The sequence below is a fragment of the Citrobacter sp. wls710 genome, assembly GCF_005281115.1.
GTDB lineage: Bacteria > Pseudomonadota > Gammaproteobacteria > Enterobacterales > Enterobacteriaceae > Citrobacter > Citrobacter werkmanii.
Genome location: NZ_SZXD01000032.1, coordinates 155,369 through 173,416, shown reverse-complemented (window position 1 = coordinate 173,416; position 18,048 = coordinate 155,369). Strand labels below are relative to the sequence as shown.

At 52.0% G+C, this 18,048-nt stretch carries 20 protein-coding genes; 15 read left to right on the top strand and 5 right to left on the bottom strand.

Annotated elements, in window-relative coordinates:
• Nucleotides 1-12: 12 nt before the first annotated feature.
• Both FDX14_RS14430 and rlmG read right to left on the bottom strand, forming a co-directional pair.
• Complete coding sequence (locus FDX14_RS14430) at nt 13-840, bottom strand: hypothetical protein (RefSeq protein ID WP_252182532.1); 828 nt, start codon at nt 838-840, stop codon at nt 13-15.
• A gap of 93 nt (nt 841-933) precedes the next feature.
• Nucleotides 934-2,070, bottom strand: coding sequence for a 23S rRNA (guanine(1835)-N(2))-methyltransferase RlmG (gene rlmG, locus FDX14_RS14425; RefSeq protein WP_137349711.1), 1,137 nt, complete (start codon nt 2,068-2,070; stop codon nt 934-936).
• 82 nt (nt 2,071-2,152) lie between these two features.
• Here rlmG and FDX14_RS14420 point away from each other — a divergent pair, with 82 nt between their 5' ends.
• The 4 genes from FDX14_RS14420 to sstT all read left to right on the top strand — a co-directional run bounded on the left by FDX14_RS14420 (nt 2,153) and on the right by sstT (nt 6,450).
• Nucleotides 2,153-2,653, top strand: coding sequence for a M48 metallopeptidase family protein (locus FDX14_RS14420; protein WP_042311118.1), 501 nt, complete (start codon nt 2,153-2,155; stop codon nt 2,651-2,653).
• Nucleotides 2,654-2,725: 72 nt separating this feature from the next.
• The gene (locus FDX14_RS14415; RefSeq protein WP_061382486.1) at nt 2,726-3,724 is read left to right on the top strand and encodes a Gfo/Idh/MocA family protein; all 999 of its coding nucleotides are present in this window, start codon (nt 2,726-2,728) and stop codon (nt 3,722-3,724) included.
• A 268-nt stretch (nt 3,725-3,992) separates the two neighbouring features.
• On the top strand, nt 3,993-4,961 hold the full coding sequence (locus tag FDX14_RS14410; RefSeq protein WP_038642882.1) for a TerC family protein: 969 nt from the start codon (nt 3,993-3,995) through the stop codon (nt 4,959-4,961).
• A 244-nt stretch (nt 4,962-5,205) separates the two neighbouring features.
• On the top strand, nt 5,206-6,450 hold the full coding sequence (gene sstT / locus FDX14_RS14405) for a serine/threonine transporter SstT (protein ID WP_061382487.1): 1,245 nt from the start codon (nt 5,206-5,208) through the stop codon (nt 6,448-6,450).
• A 16-nt stretch (nt 6,451-6,466) separates the two neighbouring features.
• On the opposite strand, the gene FDX14_RS14400 is transcribed toward sstT, so the two are convergent.
• The 3 genes from FDX14_RS14400 to uxaC form a co-directional block, all read right to left on the bottom strand.
• Nucleotides 6,467-7,021, bottom strand: a complete 555-nt coding sequence (locus FDX14_RS14400; RefSeq protein ID WP_042311125.1) for a YgjV family protein — start codon at nt 7,019-7,021, stop codon at nt 6,467-6,469.
• 138 nt (nt 7,022-7,159) lie between these two features.
• Nucleotides 7,160-8,647 (bottom strand): UxaA family hydrolase, encoded by a 1,488-nt coding sequence (locus FDX14_RS14395; protein WP_137349710.1) that lies wholly within the window; start codon nt 8,645-8,647, stop codon nt 7,160-7,162.
• Between the two features lie 161 nt (nt 8,648-8,808).
• Entirely contained in the window at nt 8,809-10,221 is a 1,413-nt protein-coding gene (gene uxaC / locus FDX14_RS14390; RefSeq protein ID WP_137349709.1) for a glucuronate isomerase, read from the bottom strand.
• A gap of 472 nt (nt 10,222-10,693) precedes the next feature.
• On the opposite strand from uxaC, the gene FDX14_RS14385 reads away from it, so the two are divergent.
• The 11 genes from FDX14_RS14385 (at nt 10,694) to FDX14_RS14335 (ending at nt 17,973) form a co-directional block, all read left to right on the top strand.
• On the top strand, nt 10,694-11,995 hold the full coding sequence (locus FDX14_RS14385) for an MFS transporter (protein ID WP_042311133.1): 1,302 nt from the start codon (nt 10,694-10,696) through the stop codon (nt 11,993-11,995).
• 134 nt (nt 11,996-12,129) lie between these two features.
• Nucleotides 12,130-12,906, top strand: coding sequence for a transcriptional regulator ExuR (gene exuR / locus FDX14_RS14380; protein ID WP_038634073.1), 777 nt, complete (start codon nt 12,130-12,132; stop codon nt 12,904-12,906).
• 349 nt (nt 12,907-13,255) lie between these two features.
• Nucleotides 13,256-13,918 (top strand): DedA family general envelope maintenance protein YqjA, encoded by a 663-nt coding sequence (gene yqjA, locus FDX14_RS14375; protein WP_003024820.1) that lies wholly within the window; start codon nt 13,256-13,258, stop codon nt 13,916-13,918.
• A 3-nt stretch (nt 13,919-13,921) separates the two neighbouring features.
• A complete protein-coding gene (gene mzrA / locus FDX14_RS14370) occupies nt 13,922-14,305 on the top strand; it encodes an EnvZ/OmpR regulon moderator MzrA (protein WP_042311135.1) in 384 nt (127 codons plus the stop codon).
• A gap of 148 nt (nt 14,306-14,453) precedes the next feature.
• On the top strand, nt 14,454-14,822 hold the full coding sequence (locus FDX14_RS14365; RefSeq protein WP_038634079.1) for a DUF1090 domain-containing protein: 369 nt from the start codon (nt 14,454-14,456) through the stop codon (nt 14,820-14,822).
• A gap of 33 nt (nt 14,823-14,855) precedes the next feature.
• Nucleotides 14,856-15,161, top strand: coding sequence for an ElaB/YgaM/YqjD family protein (locus FDX14_RS14360; RefSeq protein ID WP_006687949.1), 306 nt, complete (start codon nt 14,856-14,858; stop codon nt 15,159-15,161).
• Nucleotides 15,162-15,163: 2 nt separating this feature from the next.
• Entirely contained in the window at nt 15,164-15,559 is a 396-nt protein-coding gene (locus tag FDX14_RS14355) for a phage holin family protein (protein ID WP_038634082.1), read from the top strand.
• The gene (locus FDX14_RS14350) at nt 15,559-15,858 is read left to right on the top strand and encodes a YqjK-like family protein (protein WP_137349708.1); all 300 of its coding nucleotides are present in this window, start codon (nt 15,559-15,561) and stop codon (nt 15,856-15,858) included. The genes FDX14_RS14355 and FDX14_RS14350 overlap by 1 nt, the downstream gene beginning before the upstream one ends.
• A 173-nt stretch (nt 15,859-16,031) precedes the next feature.
• Nucleotides 16,032-16,424 (top strand): DoxX family protein, encoded by a 393-nt coding sequence (locus tag FDX14_RS14345; RefSeq protein WP_032940735.1) that lies wholly within the window; start codon nt 16,032-16,034, stop codon nt 16,422-16,424.
• Between the two features lie 71 nt (nt 16,425-16,495).
• Nucleotides 16,496-17,482 (top strand): glutathionyl-hydroquinone reductase YqjG, encoded by a 987-nt coding sequence (gene yqjG, locus FDX14_RS14340; protein ID WP_061382491.1) that lies wholly within the window; start codon nt 16,496-16,498, stop codon nt 17,480-17,482.
• A gap of 125 nt (nt 17,483-17,607) precedes the next feature.
• Nucleotides 17,608-17,973 carry a DUF805 domain-containing protein gene (locus FDX14_RS14335; protein WP_079226206.1) on the top strand — a complete coding sequence of 122 codons (366 nt, stop codon included), beginning with the start codon at nt 17,608-17,610 and terminating at the stop codon, nt 17,971-17,973.
• The last annotated feature ends 75 nt before the right edge of the window (nt 17,974-18,048 follow it).

The following is an 18,048-nucleotide window of genomic DNA, read 5'->3' as shown; positions in this document are numbered from 1 at the left end:
CGTAGCTTCTTATTACTGGAGCTCGCAATCTTTTACCGTGAACGTCAGATCCTGTGTTTCATACCCTTGAGCAAAGCGCGCTATCATCTTCAGATCGAGAGCGCTCGCGGTACCATCGGCACAAAACCTGAGATAAAGCTTACGAGCATGTTGATAATAATCCGTAACAGGCAACTCAGCGAGCTTACCTCTGGTCACTTGATGTTCCAGAATAAGCGTACGTTTCTCAAAATAAATATCAGTAAAAGATATATTATTACTGAGTTTTATAGGGAATTTAAGTTTAGCCGCGTCAGAAAGGGTTTGTTGATAAAACTCTTTCCAGAGGGCTTCTCGAGTATATTTTTGCACGTATTTCATCCCCAGCATCCCGGAATGGAAGAGAACAAAAACAATTGCCGTTAATATCGACACGCGTTTATTAAGCGATGCGCTACCATCAACACCTGTCTTCTTATATTTATGTCTTTGCCAACACCCCATGATTCCGCTAGAAAAACTCGTCATCAGCGCAAAAGTACAGGATAGCCAGAATATGGAGAACGGACGGCCTGGAGGCACCAACTCAGCGCCTAGCTGGTCCACAAAATAGAGCAGCAACGCAGTAATAGCGCAAACGCGGCTATACTTATAGATACCAAAAGCTAACCCGCCCCAGAGCAACACGGAGGCAATAGCAAACCCGGAATCTTCTATTGTTGAAACAGTAAGCCAGCGATCAATCACTATCCAGGTATAACTCAGAGAAATAAATACGGGGCCAGCTAAGCCGGCCTGAGAAAGCTGACGAATTACTGCTGGAATATCATTACTCTTATTATATTCATCATCCTGATGCATTAACTTATAATCTCCCTGGCTATGTTCACCGGCAGGAAATTATATTGCCGGATGGAGTGTTTATACCTCTATCCGGCAAGGAATGCATCTGGATTAACGACGACGACCTAATTTCACCGCTTTCAGAATCACAAACTTATTATTGGTGGCGATGGTCTCGCAGTTGCCGAAAATCTTCTTCAGCTTGTGGAAGTAGTCGAGGTGACGGTTCGCCACAATATACAGCTCACCGTTAATCTTCAGACAGCGGCGGGCGTGATGGAACATCTCCCAGGCGATATTGTCGGTCAGCGCGTGCTTCTGATGGAACGGCGGGTTGCACAGGACGGCATTAAAGCGGAACGGCTCAACCCCGGACAGCGCGTTGTTAATCATAAACTCGCAGCGATCCAGCGCCTCAGGCATATTGCTTTCGACGTTCAGACGACTTGACGCCACCGCCATCGGCGATTCATCCACAAACACCACGCTGGCTTGTGGGTTTTTCTCCAGCAATGTCAGGCCAATCACGCCATTCCCACAGCCGAGATCGACAATCTCCCCTTCAAGATTTGCAGGCAGGTGCTCGATAAAGAAGCGCGCGCCGATATCCAGCCCGGTACGAGAGAAAACGTTGGCGTGGTTATGGATAGTCCAGTCGGTACCTTCCAGCTTCCAGCTTAGCGTTTGCGAAGCAGCGGCCAGTTCAGGTTTGCTGAACGTACAGTTGATCAGACGAGCTTTTTTCCACGCCAGCGTCGTGGTGGTTGGACCCAACACCTTTTCAAACAGCTCCAGCGTCGAGGTATGAATATCGCGTGCTTTCGCTCCGGCAATAATCCGCGTTTGCGGCGTCACCACTTCACGCAGCGCGCGCAGCTGTTGCTCCAGCAGCGCCATGGTTTTAGGAATTTTAATCAGCACCACGCCCGGCGCCTGCGGATAGTCAGCGGTGCTGTCGAGGAACTTGACGCTCGATTCGGCGATGTCGTTGTGACGCAGATTCTCGCGCGTGGCCAACTCGCTTAAATAGGAGTCGCCAATGCTGTACGGCGTGTGCTCCGCCAGCGCACAGCCCAGCGCGCCAAAGGTATCATTCAGGATCAGCACCGGGCCGCTAATCTCGGTATCGTCCAGCTGTTGCAGCAGATATTCATCCGCCGCTTCCCACGCCAGCAGCGGGTTAACGTCATCCGTCTCCGGGAAACGTTTAAGTGACAGCGAACGGAAACCGTTGTCTATGTGGCTCATCGGCCCTCCTGAATGGTAAAATTTCGGCATATCCCTGAAAAGGGTGCGTGAGTATACACTTTTATGATTTGCGTGGACATTAATGAACCAACTAACTTATCTCCAGGGCTATCCTGAGCACTTACTCGCCCAGGTTCGAACCTTGATTAGCGAGCAGCGTCTGGGCGCAGTGCTGGAGAAGCGCTATCCGGGTACGCATGACTTCGCGACCGACAAAGCGCTGTGGCAATACACCCAGGATCTGAAAAACCAGTTTCTGCGCAATGCTCCACCGCTGAATAAGGTGATGTACGACAGCAAGATCCACGTCCTGAAGAATGCGCTGGGGCTGCATACCGCCGTCTCCCGCGTGCAGGGTGGCAAGCTAAAAGCCAAAGCGGAGATCCGCGTGGCGACCGTTTTTCGCAATGCCCCGGAACCCTTCCTGCGAATGATCGTGGTCCATGAACTGGCACATCTGAAAGAAAAAGAGCATGACAAAGCGTTTTACCAACTGTGCTGTCATATGGAACCTCAGTACCATCAACTGGAGTTCGATACCCGCCTGTGGTTAACGCAACAATCGTTAAAGCAAAGTGCGTAGTCGCGCACTGGCTTTGTCTTCAAGGCATGCTAAATTGACGAAAGGATCCCTTTTAGCAGCCTGAAGGCCTTTATGATACGTTTCGCAGTAATTGGCACAAACTGGATCACCCGCCAGTTTGTCGATGCCGCCCATGAAACCGGCAAGTATAAGTTAACCGCAGTTTATTCCCGCAGTCTTGAGCAGGCACAGACCTTCGCCAACGATTACCCCGTCGAGCACCTGTTTACCTCGCTGGAGGCGATGGCCAATAGTGATGCGATTGACGCCGTCTACATCGCCAGTCCAAACTCCCTGCACTTCCCGCAGACAGAGCTATTTTTGCAGCACAAAAAGCATGTCATTTGCGAAAAGCCGCTGGCCTCAAATCTGGCGCAAGCTGAAGCCGCTATCGCCTGCGCGCGCGAAAATCAGGTCGTGCTGTTTGAAGCATTTAAGACCGCCAGCCTGCCTAACTTCCTGCTGCTGCAGCAAGCGTTACCCAAAGTGGGCAGAATCAGGAAAGCCTTTATCAATTACTGCCAGTACTCCTCGCGTTACCAGCGTTATCTGGACGGTGAAAATCCGAATACGTTTAATCCGGCGTTCTCTAACGGTTCGATTATGGATATCGGCTTTTACTGCCTGGCCTCAGCGGTTGCGCTTTGGGGCGAACCGCAGAGCGTTCAGGCCAGCGCCAGCCTGCTGGAAAGTGGTGTGGATGCCCACGGCGTGGTCGTGCTTAATTACGGTGATTTCAGCGTCACACTCCAGCACTCCAAAGTCAGCGACTCGGTATTAGCCAGTGAAATTCAGGGCGAGTCGGGTTCGCTGGTCATTGAGCATATCTCTGAGTGTCAGAAAGTATGCTTCGTTGCGCGTGGTGGCAAAACGCAGGAGCTGACGGTGCCTCAGCATATCAATACTATGCTGTATGAGGCAGAGACTTTTGCTCATCTGGTTGAATCCGGCGAAGTGGATCATCCGGCACTGAACGTCAGCCGTATCACCGCCAAACTGCAAACGGAAATTCGCCGTCAGACCGGCGTGATTTTCCCGGCAGATGAAACGGTAACATCGCTGACTGCGTAAAGGTATGTAAAACAAATGTTGCAGGCCATTGACTGCATGCTTGGCCTGTAATATTTTGTAACCCGCAAAGGGGAGTAACTTCGTTGTCGGTTGATCGTCATTACGATGTGTGCAAAACCACATCCGGTCACCGGGCAACAACAAAGGAATACGCTAGCGTATTCCTTTGTTGTTGTAAGTGAGACCTTGCCGAATGGCAAGGTCTATGCATAAAAAGCAGCGGCTAACGTCATTCGGCGTTGGCCGTTTTTTTATGCATGGGGGAATTATGAATACTGTCGGCACACCGTTGTTGTGGGGCGGCTTCGCTGTTGTGGTGGTGATTATGTTGGCCATCGACCTGCTGCTACAGGGTCGTCGTGGCGCACATACCATGTCGATGAAGCAGGCTGCGGCCTGGTCAATCGTCTGGGTAACGCTGTCGTTACTGTTTAACGCCGCATTCTGGTGGTACCTGGCCCAAACGCAGGGCCGCGCCGTTGCCGACCCACAGGCGCTGGCGTTTCTTACCGGCTATCTGATCGAGAAATCACTGGCGGTAGATAACGTCTTTGTCTGGCTGATGCTGTTCAGCTACTTCTCGGTACCGCCTGCGTTACAGCGTCGGGTACTGGTGTACGGCGTACTGGGCGCGATTGTGCTGCGTACGATTATGATCTTCGCAGGTAGCTGGCTTATCGCCCAGTTCGAATGGCTGCTGTACGTGTTTGGCGCGTTCCTGCTGTTTACCGGCGTGAAGATGGCACTGGCGAAAGAAGATGCTTCCGGTATCGGCGACAGACCGTTAGTCCGCTGGCTGCGTAGTCATTTACGCATGACCGATACCATCGAAGACGAAAAATTCTTCGTGCGTAAAAACGGACTGCTGTTCGTCACGCCGTTGATGCTGGTGTTGATTCTGGTTGAGCTGAGTGATGTCATTTTTGCCGTCGACAGTATTCCGGCAATCTTCGCCGTCACAACCGACCCGTTCATCGTGTTGACCTCAAACCTGTTTGCTATTTTGGGTCTGCGTGCGATGTACTTCCTGCTGGCTGGCGTGGCAGAGCGTTTCTCCATGCTGAAATACGGCTTGTCGGTCATTTTGGTGTTTATCGGTATTAAGATGCTGATCGTCGATTTCTATCATATCCCAATCGCTATCTCGTTAGGCGTGGTGTTCGGTATTCTGTTCGTTACGCTGGTCGTGAATGCGTGGGTTAATCACCAGCACGATAAAAAGCAGCAAATACAGTAAGTTTCATCCGCTAGCTGAAAAAGCCCGACAGCACACTGCGTGCGTCGGGCTTTTTGTTTATCATGTCAAATTAATGTTAATTTAAAGTTATAAAACATGATCTGAACGCAAAAATCAGGAGATTTCGCTTCCCGGGACTTCATCTTTCCTTATACTCAACCAGGCAAACACTTTGTTACATCCAGAAAGATGCATCATCAGAATGCACACAGGATGGGCAACAACACAATGAAAGGATTACTACATGACTACGCAACGTTCATCGGGGCTATTCTCGCGTTTGGCGCAAGGGAGCCTGGTTAAACAAATTTTGATCGGTTTGGTACTGGGGATATTGTTGGCGCTAGTGTCAAAACCTGCTGCAGAAGCCGTCGGGCTGTTGGGTACGCTGTTCGTTGGCGCATTAAAAGCCGTGGCCCCTGTTCTGGTCCTGATGCTGGTTATGGCGTCCATCGCCAACCACCAGCACGGACAAAAAACCAATATCCGTCCAATCCTGTTCCTTTACCTGCTCGGTACTTTTTCCGCAGCGTTAGCGGCGGTTGTCTTCAGCTTCGCCTTCCCGTCCACACTGCATCTTTCCAGCAGCGCCAGCGACATCGTACCGCCGTCCGGCATTGTCGAAGTGATGCGTGGCCTGCTGATGAGTATGGTTTCGAACCCGATTGATGCCCTGCTTAACGCCAACTATATCGGCATTCTGGTATGGGCCGTCGGCCTGGGCTTTGCGCTGCGTCATGGGAATGAAACGACCAAAAATCTGGTCAATGATATGTCCAACGCCGTCACCTTTATGGTGAAGCTGGTGATTCGTTTCGCGCCAATTGGGATCTTCGGCCTGGTCTCCTCCACGCTGGCAACCACCGGTTTTGCCACGCTTTGGGGCTACGCTCAGCTGCTGACCGTGCTGGTAGGTTGTATGCTGCTGGTAGCGCTGGTGGTTAACCCGCTGCTGGTATTCTGGAAAATTCGCCGTAACCCGTATCCGCTGGTGCTGGCCTGTCTGCGTGAAAGCGGCGTGTATGCCTTCTTTACCCGCAGCTCCGCGGCAAACATTCCGGTGAATATGGCGCTGTGTGAGAAGTTGAATCTGGATCGTGATACCTACTCGGTTTCTATTCCGCTGGGGGCCACCATCAATATGGCGGGTGCTGCGATCACCATTACCGTGCTGACGCTGGCGGCGGTGAATACGCTGGGTATTCCGGTCGATTTACCGACAGCGCTGTTACTCAGCGTGGTGGCTTCGCTGTGTGCCTGCGGCGCATCGGGCGTGGCGGGCGGTTCTCTGCTGTTAATCCCCCTGGCATGCAACATGTTCGGGATTCCGAATGATATCGCCATGCAGGTGGTTGCCGTTGGCTTTATCATCGGCGTGCTGCAGGACTCCTGTGAAACGGCATTAAACTCTTCTACAGACGTCCTGTTTACCGCTGCTGCCTGTCAGGCAGAAGACGAACGTCTGGCCAACAACGCCCTGCGCGGCTAATCTCTGCTCCCCTCCGTCATCGGGCGGAGGGGTTACTATCTTGTACGCTTTTTTCAATTTTGAACGGATCAATTCCGCGTTTTTGCATCCGCCGGAAGCGAATAATATTCAAGCCGTTCATCACCAGAAAACTCCCTTCAATCATCGTCCCGCCAATCGATCCCAGCCAGAAGTTATGGATAACCCAGCAAGCGGTTGCGCACCACATAACGCAACGCACGGTTAACCCCTGGCAGCGAAACAGCGCCCAGGTGCTGGCCAGCGTGCCGATTATCGGCAACAGCTCCATCGCATGCTGTAATTTCGCCAGCCCGAGAACCAGGGTGAGGATAATAAAAACGGTCATTACCCACAGTTTACGGGTATGCATCGAGACGAGTGTGCGGATGGTATTGAGCTCAGCGCTCATTCCTGCAGGCCAGGCGCCCATCAGGAAAAAATGCACGCCAATGGTAGCGCTATAGACAGCGAGTTGCAGCCGGAACCGACGCTCATCGCGATTGAAAAAGGTGGTAATGCCGATTAGAAAGGCGATGACACCTACGCCCTGGGCCAGCCAATACGCGGTCATGCAAGCAACCCCAATTCTATCTCGTAGGCCGGATAAGGCGAGTTCGCCACCATCCGGCAACGGTTTGTGCCTGATGGCGCTGCGCTTATCAGGCCTACGGTTTGCGCAGACCTGTATGCAGGTACCATCAGGTATTTACTACAACGTTACGCCGCTTTTAAATATCGCTAACTCTCTAAAATCATTCCGCTCGTTGCAGGTTTGCTTGCCGTTGGCAAAATCGACGATGGTATCGACAAATTCTTCCAGTAACTGCGGCATCGCTTTGCCGTGGATCAGTTGTCCGGCATCAAAATCGATCCAGTGCTTTTTCTTCGCTGCCAGCTCGCTGTTGGTAGCAATTTTCACCGTCGGCACAAATCCACCGTACGGCGTACCGCGACCGGTACTGAACAGCACCATATGACAGCCCGCTCCAGCCAGTGCACTGGTGGCGACTGCGTCGTTACCCGGCGCGCTCAGCAGGTTCAGGCCGTGCGTTTTCAGGCGTTCACCGTAGCGCAGTACGTCCACCACCTGGCTGGAGCCTGCTTTTTGGGTACAGCCGAGAGATTTATCTTCCAGGGTGGTGATACCGCCCGCTTTGTTGCCCGGCGATGGGTTTTCGTAGATCGGCTGGTCGTGAGCAATGAAGTACTGTTTGAAGTCATTCACCATAGTGACCAGCTTGCCGAACGTTTCTTCGTCACGGCAGTGGTCCATCAACAGTTGCTCGGCGCCGAACATTTCCGGTACTTCGGTCAGCACGGTGGTGCCGCCGTTGGCAATCACGTAGTCGGAAAAGCGGCCCAGCATCGGGTTGGCGGTAATACCGGACAGGCCGTCAGAGCCGCCGCATTCGAGACCAAACTTCAGCTCGCCCAGCTTACCGGGTTCACGCTTATCGTTACGCATCACGTTGTACAACTGGTGAAGATGTTCGATCCCCGCTTCCACTTCATCTTCCTGGAGTTGGCAGACCATAAAGTGAACGCGATCGGGATCGTACTCGCCTAAGGTTTCGCGAAAAGCGTCAACCTGGTTGTTTTCACAGCCGAGACCGACCACCAGCACTGCGCCCGCGTTCGGGTGGCGCACCATGTTTTGCAGCATGGTGCGGGTGTTGATATGGTCGTCACCCAGTTGCGAGCAGCCGTAGGTGTGGCTGAAGAGATGCACGCCGTCGATCCCTTCGGCATCGTTGGTCTCTTTCAGGAAGCGATTCTGCATCTGACGGGCCATGGCGTTGACGCAGCCTACTGTCGGCAGGATCCACAGTTCATTACGCACACCAACATCGCCGTTGGCACGACGGTAGATCTGTACATCACGATCCGCCGGTTGCGCCTCAGGTTCCTGAAAGTCGGGTTGATAGCTATATTCATCCAGATCGCTCAGATTGGTACGCGTGTTATGAGCATGAATATGCTCGCCCGCCGCGATATCAGCCAGAGCATGGCCGATTGGCAGGCCATATTTCATGACGTTCTCACCCTGCGCGATATCGCAAAGCGCGAACTTATGCCCACGAGAGACCGCCTGGCGCAGGGTTACCGCCTGCCCGTCAACGGTAACTTCGGTTCCTTCAGCCAAATCAGCGAGCGCTACCGCAACGTTATCCAGCGTATGGATCTTGATGTATTGCATATCAACCCCGGACCTTAGAGCCTATTTCAGTAGGCGTATATTGTCGCAGCCCGTTTGGACACGGACAGCGCGCAAAAACCGGAGCGTACACGCAGTACGTGAGGATTTTGAGCACTGCCCAGGTTCAAACTGGCAAGTAAAATAGCCTAATGGATAGGCTCTTAGTTCAATTCAATGGCGAAGTAATCGCGCGCATTGTTGAAACAAATGTTTTTCACCATTTCACCCAGCAGTTGGATGTCGGCTGGGGCTTCGCCCGCAGCAACCCAACGACCGATCATCTGGCACAGAATACGACGGAAGTATTCGTGACGGGTGTAAGACAGGAAGCTACGGCTGTCGGTCAGCATGCCGACGAAGCGGCTCAGCAGGCCCAGTTGTGCCAGCTGTGTCATCTGACGTTCCATCCCGTCTTTCTGATCGTTGAACCACCAGCCGGAACCGAACTGCATCTTGCCCGGCATGCCTTCGCCCTGGAAGTTACCGATCATGGTGCCCAGCACTTCGTTATCGCGCGGGTTCAGGCAGTACAGAATGGTTTTCGGCAGCAGGTTTTGTTCGTTCTGCTTGCTCAGCAGTTTGGACAGCTCTTCCGCCATCGGACGGTCGTTGATGGAGTCGAAGCCAACGTCCGCGCCCAGCAGTTTGAACTGACGCAGGTTGTTATTACGCAGCGCGCCGATGTGGTACTGCTGTACCCATTCGCGACGGGCGTATTCTGCACCGAGGAACACCAGCACGGCGGTTTTGAACTGCGCCACTTCGTGCTCGCTCAGGGTTTCACCAGCCAGACGACGCGTCAGGATGCTGTCCAGCTCCGCTTCGTTGGATTCCGCAAACAGGACAACGTCCAGCGCGTGGTCAGACACTTTACAGCCGTGAGCGGCGAAGTGGTCCAGGCGTTTGGTCAGCGCGGTCTGCAGGTCAGCGAAACGACGGATATCGGTGTCAGAGACTTCACCGAGCTTGGCCATGTAATCGTTAAAGGTCGCCAGTTCGATGTTGAAGGCTTTATCCGGACGCCAGCTTGGCAGCACTTTTACGTCGAAGGAGCCGTCTTTAGCAACGGCCGCGTGGTGCTCCAGAGAATCGATCGGGTCATCGGTGGTGCCGACCATTTTCACGTTCATCTGCTTCATGATACCGCGCGCAGAGAATTGATCCTGCGCCAGCAGTTCGTTGCACTGGTTCCAGATTTCGTCAGCCGTTGCCGGAGACAGCAACTTACCTGTAATACCAAACGGGCGACGTAACTCAAGGTGGGTCCAGTGGTACAGCGGGTTACCGATAGTGTGCGGAACCGTAGCGGCCCAGGCATCAAACTTCTCACGATCGGAGGCATCGCCGGTACACAGGCGCTCAGCAACGCCGTTGGTACGCATCGCACGCCACTTATAGTGGTCACCCTTCAGCCAGATGTCATACAGGTTATTAAAACGGTAGTTTTCAGCGATTTGTTGCGGTGGTAAATGGCAGTGGTAATCGAAGATCGGCTGGTCTTTGGCGTAATCATGATACAGACGGCGGGCAAATTCGGTATCCAGCAGGAAATCTTCTGTCATAAACGGGGTCATTATCGTCTTCCTCTCAACGAGTGCGTCAGATTGCTTATGTTTTGATGTTGACAAAGTTATCACACCAATTTCCACACACTGAAGATATTTTCGTGAGTTAGATCAACAAATGATGACAAAAAAATTACTCTCAAAGAGGTAAATCATGCCTCAAGCCGCGCCAGCACTGGCTTTGCTGAATCGAAATAATGACCACACGAAGATTCACACTTTTGTGATGGCACTCACCTTTTAAAGTTGTATGACAAGTTATCTTTTGGCCGTCGCGATACATAAGCCGACGGAATGCAAATTACCGATGTATCACCATCGGATTGACCGGTACGGAAACCGAATTAGCACAACTATTGACATGGCAACGTTCGGGGAGTACCGGCTTTTTTTCGGTTCCCCCCTCGTAAAAGAACATCCTCCGCTCTGAACTGGAAGATGACCGCTCGTTCGCGGACATAACAAAACGATGAGGTTTTACATGCGTAAAATTAAAGGGTTACGTTGGTACATGATCGCACTGGTGACGCTTGGCACCGTGTTGGGTTACCTGACACGTAACACTGTGGCGGCAGCTGCGCCGACTCTGATGGAAGAGTTACACATCTCCACTCAACAGTATTCCTATATCATCGCAGCGTATTCTGCTGCTTACACCGTAATGCAACCCGTTGCTGGCTACGTGCTTGATGTTCTCGGCACGAAAATAGGTTACGCGATGTTCGCCGTTCTGTGGGCCGTCTTCTGTGGCGCGACCGCACTGGCTGGCAGCTGGGGTGGCCTGGCGTTGGCGCGAGGTGCGGTAGGTGCCGCTGAAGCCGCAATGATCCCGGCCGGTCTGAAAGCCAGTTCTGAATGGTTCCCGGCAAAAGAGCGTTCAATTGCCGTCGGTTACTTCAACGTCGGTTCTTCTATCGGCGCGATGATCGCTCCGCCCCTGGTGGTCTGGGCGATCGTCATGCACAGCTGGCAAATGGCATTCATTATTTCCGGTGCCCTGAGCTTCATCTGGGCGATGTCCTGGCTGGTGTTCTATAAACACCCACGCGACCAGAAAAAACTGTCTGACGAAGAACGTGATTACATTCTGAACGGCCAGGAATCACAGCATAAAAACACGACCTCGAAGAAAATGTCGCTCGGCCAGATCCTGCGTAACCGCCAGTTCTGGGGCATCGCGCTGCCGCGTTTCCTGGCTGAACCGGCGTGGGGGACTTTCAACGCCTGGATCCCGCTGTTCATGTTTAAAGTCTACGGCTTTAACCTGAAAGAAATCGCCATGTTTGCCTGGATGCCGATGCTGTTTGCTGACCTGGGCTGTATCGTTGGGGGTTACCTGCCACCGCTGTTCCAGCGTTGGTTTGGCGTGAACCTGATCGTGTCCCGTAAAATGGTGGTCACCATGGGCGCGCTGCTGATGATTGGCCCAGGGATGATTGGTCTGTTCACCAGCCCATACATTGCTATCGCCCTGCTGTGCGTCGGCGGCTTTGCTCACCAGGCGCTGTCCGGTGCGCTGATTACGCTCTCCTCTGACGTATTTGGCCGTAATGAAGTGGCAACCGCGAACGGTCTGACCGGTATGTCCGCCTGGCTTGCCAGTACGCTGTTTGCCCTGGTCGTTGGCGCGCTGGCCGACACCATCGGCTTTAGCCCGCTGTTCGCCGTGCTGGCGGTATTCGACCTGCTTGGCGCGTTAGTCATCTGGACGGTACTGCAGAACAAATCAGCCAGCGAGATAGATTCAGGTCCGCAAACTGGCGATCCCGCGACGCAAAGTTAACCGGATGCGATACAAAAAGGTTATATAATGCTAAGCCGTCAGTTATCTGGCGGCTTTTTTGTCCTCGCGAGTGGAGGCGTAATCGCAAAAGTGGTATAACAAATATAGTCTGCCGTATCATGCCTGGAGCGCATATGGAAATCACCGAACCACGCCGTTTATACCAACAACTTGCCGCTGATCTTAAAGAACGCATCGAGCAAGGCGTCTATCTGGTGGGTGACAAACTCCCCGCTGAGCGCTTTATCGCCGATGAAAAAAATGTCAGCCGTACCGTGGTTCGTGAAGCGATTATCATGCTGGAAGTTGAGGGCTATGTTGAGGTGCGTAAAGGATCGGGGATCCACGTCATCTCTAACCAACCCAAACATTATGTTGCTCCCGACGAAGGTTTGGAATTCGCCAGCTACGGTCCTTTTGAATTGCTGCAAGCGCGTCAACTTATTGAGAGCAACATCGCCGAGTTTGCCGCCACCCAGGTGACCAAGCAGGACATTATGAAACTGATGGAAATCCAGGAGAAGTCGCGCAACGAAAAAAGCTTTCGTGACTCCGAGTGGGATCTCCAGTTCCATGTGCAGGTTGCGCTGGCCACGCAGAACTCCGCCCTGGCCGCCATCGTGGAAAAAATGTGGACTCAGCGTATCCATAACCCCTACTGGAAAAAACTGCACGACCACATCGACTCGCGTACGGTCGATAACTGGTGCGATGACCATGACCAGATCCTACGGGCGCTGATTCGCAAAGATCCCCATGCCGCTAAACTGGCGATGTGGCAGCACCTTGAGAATACGAAGCAGATGCTGTTTAACGAAACCAGCGATGATTTTGAGTTCAACGCGGACCGTTACCTTTTTACTGAAAATCCGGTCGTTCATCTCGATACGGCCGCTAACGGCGCAAAATAATCAATCTTATCGATACAGGCGTGACGGCGCGCCTGTACCTGCTGCTTGGTAAGCATTAGGTATAAAATGTCAGCCTGTGTAAATCCTCTCGCCTCCCTCTAATGCGATAAGCAAAATCAGAGTTCAGCAACCGTAATTTCTATAACGGACAACGTTGACCTTTGTTACAATTAGATGCTATTTGAATTTTTGTGTTTAAGAGCTTGCTAACTTCACAACTTCACAGGGAACAGTTCAGGCCGTGAATTTGTATCAGACCGCGCACCTTGCAAAAAACATCAATAAAATCGCGGTGTTACAAAATCCAGAAAAACCGGCATGACGATAACCGATTCTCCAGGAATATTGAATGGAACTACTGACTCAATTACTGAATGCTTTATGGGCTCAGGATTTTGAAACTCTGGCCAATCCTTCCATGATTGGCATGCTCTATTTTGTACTATTTACCATTTTGTTTCTGGAAAATGGACTGCTGCCAGCAGCGTTTTTACCCGGCGACAGTTTGCTGGTACTGGTCGGCGTACTTATTGCCAAAGGCGCAATGGGTTTTCCGCAAACAGTACTGCTACTCACCACCGCGGCCAGCCTCGGCTGTTGGCTCAGTTATATCCAGGGGCGATGGCTGGGGAATACCCGCACCGTACAAAATTGGTTGTCGCACCTTCCTGCGCATTATCATCAGCGCGCACATCATCTTTTTCATAAGCATGGCTTGTCTGCGCTGCTGGTTGGTCGCTTCATTGCGTTTGTCAGAACATTATTGCCGACCATCGCAGGGTTATCCGGCCTGAATAATGCGCGCTTTCAGTTCTTTAACTGGATGAGCGGATTGCTTTGGGTCCTGATCCTCACAACGCTTGGCTATCTGCTGGGTAAAACGCCGGTATTTCTTAAGTATGAAGATCAGCTCATGTCTTGCCTGATGCTGCTTCCTGTGGTGTTACTGGTGTTTGGTCTGGCAGGTTCACTGGTTGTGCTGTGGAAAAAGAAATACGGGAACCGAGGATAAATTATGCTGAAATCATGCATAACGTTCCGACGACTTGCCTGGACCACTACCTTTATGCTGTTTATCGGCGCGCTGCTCCTGACCTGGTCGGTTATTCGTCAGCAGGAGTCAACGCTTGCCATTCGCGCAGTAAACCAGGGAGCCAGCATGCCTGATGGCTTCTCTATCTGGCATCACCTGGATGCCAACGGCATCCGCTTTAAAAGCATTACCCCGCAAAATGACGCGCTGCTGATCACTTTTGATTCCAGCGCGCAGAGCGCAGCCGCCAAAGTGGTGCTGGACCGTACGTTGCCACATGGTTTCGTTATTGCTCAGCAGGATGATGATAATCAGGCGGTGCAGTGGTTATCCCGCTTACGTGATACCCCGCACCGTTTTGGTTAATCTCCAGGAATCTGAATTAGATCACTCACTTTGGTGATTTCACCGTTTAGCGCCTATGATTAATAAACTGGGATTATGGCCCAACGTTTTATTAATCTGGAGCATCGACCGCAAGCCACAACGTCGAATCACAATGGAAGGTTCAAGAATGAAATACCGCATCGCTTTGGCAATTAGCCTTTTCGCTCTCAGTGCCGGCAGTTACGCCACCACCCTCTGTCAGGAAAAAGAACAGGATATTCAGCGGGAGATTAGCTATGCCGAAAAGCACAACAATCAGAACCGCATCAATGGTCTGAACAAAGCGCTTAGCGAGGTTCGGGCTAACTGTACTGACAGCAAACTGCGCGCCGACCATCAGAAAAAAATCGCAGAGCAGAAAGATGAGATAGCCGAGCGTCAAGATGATTTAGCCGAGGCGAAGCAAAAAGGCGATGCGGATAAAATTGCCAAACGCGAACGTAAGCTTGCCGAAGCTCAGAATGAGCTGAAAGAACTCGAATCACGCGATTACTAAGTACGGTAACTACCCACTCAACTGGAGAAAACTATGTCGAAAGATAATGCTACGGACAACCTGCGCGCTGAGCTGAAATCTCTTGCGGATACGCTTGAAGAAGTACTTAGCTCCTCTGGCGATAAGTCGAAGGAAGAGATGAGTAAAATTCGCAGCAAAGCCGAACACGCCCTGCGGGAGAGCCGTCATCGCCTCAGTGAAACCAGCGATGTGATTGCCAAACAGACCCGTGAAGCCGCGGCCAAAGCCGATAACTATGTACGCGAAAACCCATGGACTGGCGTCGGGATTGGCGCTGCAGTCGGTGTGGTGCTTGGTGTACTGCTGTCGCGCCGTTAACAATGGCTGACTCTCAACACGCACAAGGTCCAGGCAAAAGCGTACTGGGTATTGGACAGCGGATCCTGACGATTCTCGTTGAGATCGTAGAAACGCGGTTGCGGCTAGCCGTTGTGGAACTGGAAGAGGAAAAATCAAATCTCATCCAGATCCTGCTGATGCTTGGGCTGACCATGCTGTTCGCGGCGTTTGGGCTGATGAGCCTGATGGTGCTTATCATCTGGGCCATTGACCCGCAATACCGCCTGAACGCAATGATTGCCACCACCGTTGTGCTGTTGGTTATGGCGCTTATTGGCGGGATATGGACTCTGCGTAAAGCTCGCAAAACAACGCTGCTACGCCATACGCGCCACGAACTCGCAAACGACAGGCAGGCCCTGGAGGATGATGCATAATGGGCAGTAAAGTCGAACGTCAACAACGTAAGGCGCAACTGCTTGGACAGATCCAGCAGCAACGGCTGGATCTGTCTGCCACTCGCCGCGACTGGCTGGAGGCCACCGAAGTCTACGATCGTGGCTGGAAAACGCTGTTGAACCTACGTGGCTGGGTGTTAGTGGGTAGCAGTATCATGGCAGTTCGTACCATTCGTAATCCTAATCTGCTGGTACGCTGGGCTAAGCGCGGTTTTAGCGTCTGGAGCATCTGGCGTCTGGTTAAAGCGACCATCAGACAGCAGCAACTGCGCGGCTAATCTCTCCCACTCCCCCTAACCTCAAAATTTTTGAAAAAATTTGACAGTTTTCCTTGCTAACAATTGTCATTTAGCACGTTTATGATTCTCTCCATCGACAGCAACGACGCGCTCTGCAGCGTCGTTGCACACAAAACACAATAAGCCGCCTGAGTGGTTTCCTGGAGTGAATGATGAAGAAATTAGAAGATGTTGGTGTACTGGTAGCGCGCATTCTGATGCCAATCCTGTTTATTTCCGCAGGCTGGGGAAAAATCACCGGATATGCGGGTACCCAACAGTATATGGAAGCCATGGGCGTGCCTGGTTTTATGTTGCCGCTGGTTATCCTGCTTGAGTTTGGCGGCGGTCTGGCAATCCTGTTCGGCTTCCTGACCCGCACAACCGCGCTGTTCACCGCAGGCTTCACGCTGCTGACAGCATTTATCTTCCACAGCAACTTTGCGGAAGGCGTGAACTCTCTGATGTTCATGAAAAACCTGACCATCGCAGGCGGTTTCCTGCTGCTGGCTATCACCGGTCCGGGCGCATTCAGCATCGACCGCGTTCTGAATAAAAAGTGGTAAGCGAGCTATACTGAACACACCAAAAAGCGAGGGGACATCTCCTCGCTTTTGCTATCTGAGGAGGCGATAAAATGGGACAACTGATTGACGGCGTATGGCATGACACCTGGTATGATACCAAATCAACCGGGGGAAAATTTCAACGTTCAGCATCGGCTTACCGCAACTGGCTCACCGCGGATGGCGCACCAGGTCCAACGGGCGAAGGGGGATTCGCTGCCGAAAAAGACCGCTATCATCTCTACGTTTCTCTGGCCTGTCCGTGGGCGCACCGTACGCTGATTTTGCGTAAGCTCAAAGGGCTGGAACCGTTTATTTCCGTCTCCGTTGTACATCCGCTGATGCTGGAAAACGGCTGGACCTTTGACGATACCTTCCCGGCTGCAACCGGCGATACGCTGTATCAACACGAGTTTCTTTACCAGCTCTATCTGCACGCCGATCCGCATTACAGCGGTAGGGTAACCGTCCCGGTGCTGTGGGATAAAAAAAATCACACCATTGTCAGCAACGAATCTGCGGAGATCATCCGCATGTTTAACACCGCTTTTGATGCTTTGGGCGCAAAAGCTGGGGATTACTATCCGCCAGCCCTGCAAAGTCAAATCGACGAGCTGAACGGCTGGATTTATGACAACGTCAATAACGGTGTGTACAAAGCCGGATTTGCCACCAGCCAGGAAGCGTACGACGACGCCGTGGAAAAAGTCTTCCAATCCCTGGCGCGACTGGAGCAAATCCTGGGGCAGCATCGCTACCTGACCGGCAACCAGTTAACAGAAGCAGATATTCGCCTGTGGACCACACTGGTACGTTTTGATCCCGTGTATGTAACCCATTTCAAGTGCGACAAACACCGGATCAGCGACTATCTGAACCTGTACGGTTTCCTGCGCGACATCTACCAGATACCGGGCATTGCGGAAACCGTCAATTTCGATCACATCCGTAATCACTACTTCCGTAGCCATAAAACCATTAACCCGACTGGTATTATTTCTGTTGGGCCGTGGCAGGACCTTAACGAACCCCACGGGCGTGACGAGCGTTTCGCCTGATTTACACAGGCCCCCATTTGGGGGCTAAATAATTAATACCGTAAATATTTACCATCATTTCATTCGCGGCTATTCTTAATTTGATTACTTTAAAAACAAGTAATTGAATGCAGAACGAGGCAAAAATGGATTGGTATTTAAACGTATTAAAGAATTACTTTGGTTTTGGTGGTCGCGCGCGTCGTAAAGAATACTGGATGTTTGTGCTGGTCAACATCATCTTCACGTTCGTGCTGGGTATCCTGGACAGAATGCTTGGCTGGGAACGCGCCGGAGGGGAAGGCATACTAACAACGATTTATGGGGTTCTGGTGTTTATCCCTTGGTGGGCGGTACAGTTCAGGCGTTTGCATGACACCAATCGTTCAGCCTGGTGGCTGCTGGTGCTGCTGATCCCGATCGTTGGCTGGTTGATTATCATCATTTTCAACTGTCAAAACGGGACTCAGGGGAGTAACCGCTTCGGGCCCGATCCCAAACAGTTATCCTGACGTAGCATATGTAGATGCCTGATGGCGCTGCGCTTATCAGGCCTACAACATACTCCGTCTTCCAGGCCGGATAAG

What these genes read in the sequence shown, in the direction of transcription:
- FDX14_RS14430 (WP_252182532.1), bottom strand. Translation starts at nt 840, where the DNA reads ATGCATCAGGATGATGAATATAATAAGAGTAATGATATTCCAGCAGTA.
- rlmG (WP_137349711.1), bottom strand. Translation starts at nt 2,070, where the DNA reads ATGAGCCACATAGACAACGGTTTCCGTTCGCTGTCACTTAAACGTTTC.
- FDX14_RS14420 (WP_042311118.1), top strand. Translation starts at nt 2,153, where the DNA reads ATGAACCAACTAACTTATCTCCAGGGCTATCCTGAGCACTTACTCGCC.
- FDX14_RS14415 (WP_061382486.1), top strand. Translation starts at nt 2,726, where the DNA reads ATGATACGTTTCGCAGTAATTGGCACAAACTGGATCACCCGCCAGTTT.
- FDX14_RS14410 (WP_038642882.1), top strand. Translation starts at nt 3,993, where the DNA reads ATGAATACTGTCGGCACACCGTTGTTGTGGGGCGGCTTCGCTGTTGTG.
- sstT (WP_061382487.1), top strand. Translation starts at nt 5,206, where the DNA reads ATGACTACGCAACGTTCATCGGGGCTATTCTCGCGTTTGGCGCAAGGG.
- FDX14_RS14400 (WP_042311125.1), bottom strand. Translation starts at nt 7,021, where the DNA reads ATGACCGCGTATTGGCTGGCCCAGGGCGTAGGTGTCATCGCCTTTCTA.
- FDX14_RS14395 (WP_137349710.1), bottom strand. Translation starts at nt 8,647, where the DNA reads ATGCAATACATCAAGATCCATACGCTGGATAACGTTGCGGTAGCGCTC.
- uxaC (WP_137349709.1), bottom strand. Translation starts at nt 10,221, where the DNA reads ATGACCCCGTTTATGACAGAAGATTTCCTGCTGGATACCGAATTTGCC.
- FDX14_RS14385 (WP_042311133.1), top strand. Translation starts at nt 10,694, where the DNA reads ATGCGTAAAATTAAAGGGTTACGTTGGTACATGATCGCACTGGTGACG.
- exuR (WP_038634073.1), top strand. Translation starts at nt 12,130, where the DNA reads ATGGAAATCACCGAACCACGCCGTTTATACCAACAACTTGCCGCTGAT.
- yqjA (WP_003024820.1), top strand. Translation starts at nt 13,256, where the DNA reads ATGGAACTACTGACTCAATTACTGAATGCTTTATGGGCTCAGGATTTT.
- mzrA (WP_042311135.1), top strand. Translation starts at nt 13,922, where the DNA reads ATGCTGAAATCATGCATAACGTTCCGACGACTTGCCTGGACCACTACC.
- FDX14_RS14365 (WP_038634079.1), top strand. Translation starts at nt 14,454, where the DNA reads ATGAAATACCGCATCGCTTTGGCAATTAGCCTTTTCGCTCTCAGTGCC.
- FDX14_RS14360 (WP_006687949.1), top strand. Translation starts at nt 14,856, where the DNA reads ATGTCGAAAGATAATGCTACGGACAACCTGCGCGCTGAGCTGAAATCT.
- FDX14_RS14355 (WP_038634082.1), top strand. Translation starts at nt 15,164, where the DNA reads ATGGCTGACTCTCAACACGCACAAGGTCCAGGCAAAAGCGTACTGGGT.
- FDX14_RS14350 (WP_137349708.1), top strand. Translation starts at nt 15,559, where the DNA reads ATGGGCAGTAAAGTCGAACGTCAACAACGTAAGGCGCAACTGCTTGGA.
- FDX14_RS14345 (WP_032940735.1), top strand. Translation starts at nt 16,032, where the DNA reads ATGAAGAAATTAGAAGATGTTGGTGTACTGGTAGCGCGCATTCTGATG.
- yqjG (WP_061382491.1), top strand. Translation starts at nt 16,496, where the DNA reads ATGGGACAACTGATTGACGGCGTATGGCATGACACCTGGTATGATACC.
- FDX14_RS14335 (WP_079226206.1), top strand. Translation starts at nt 17,608, where the DNA reads ATGGATTGGTATTTAAACGTATTAAAGAATTACTTTGGTTTTGGTGGT.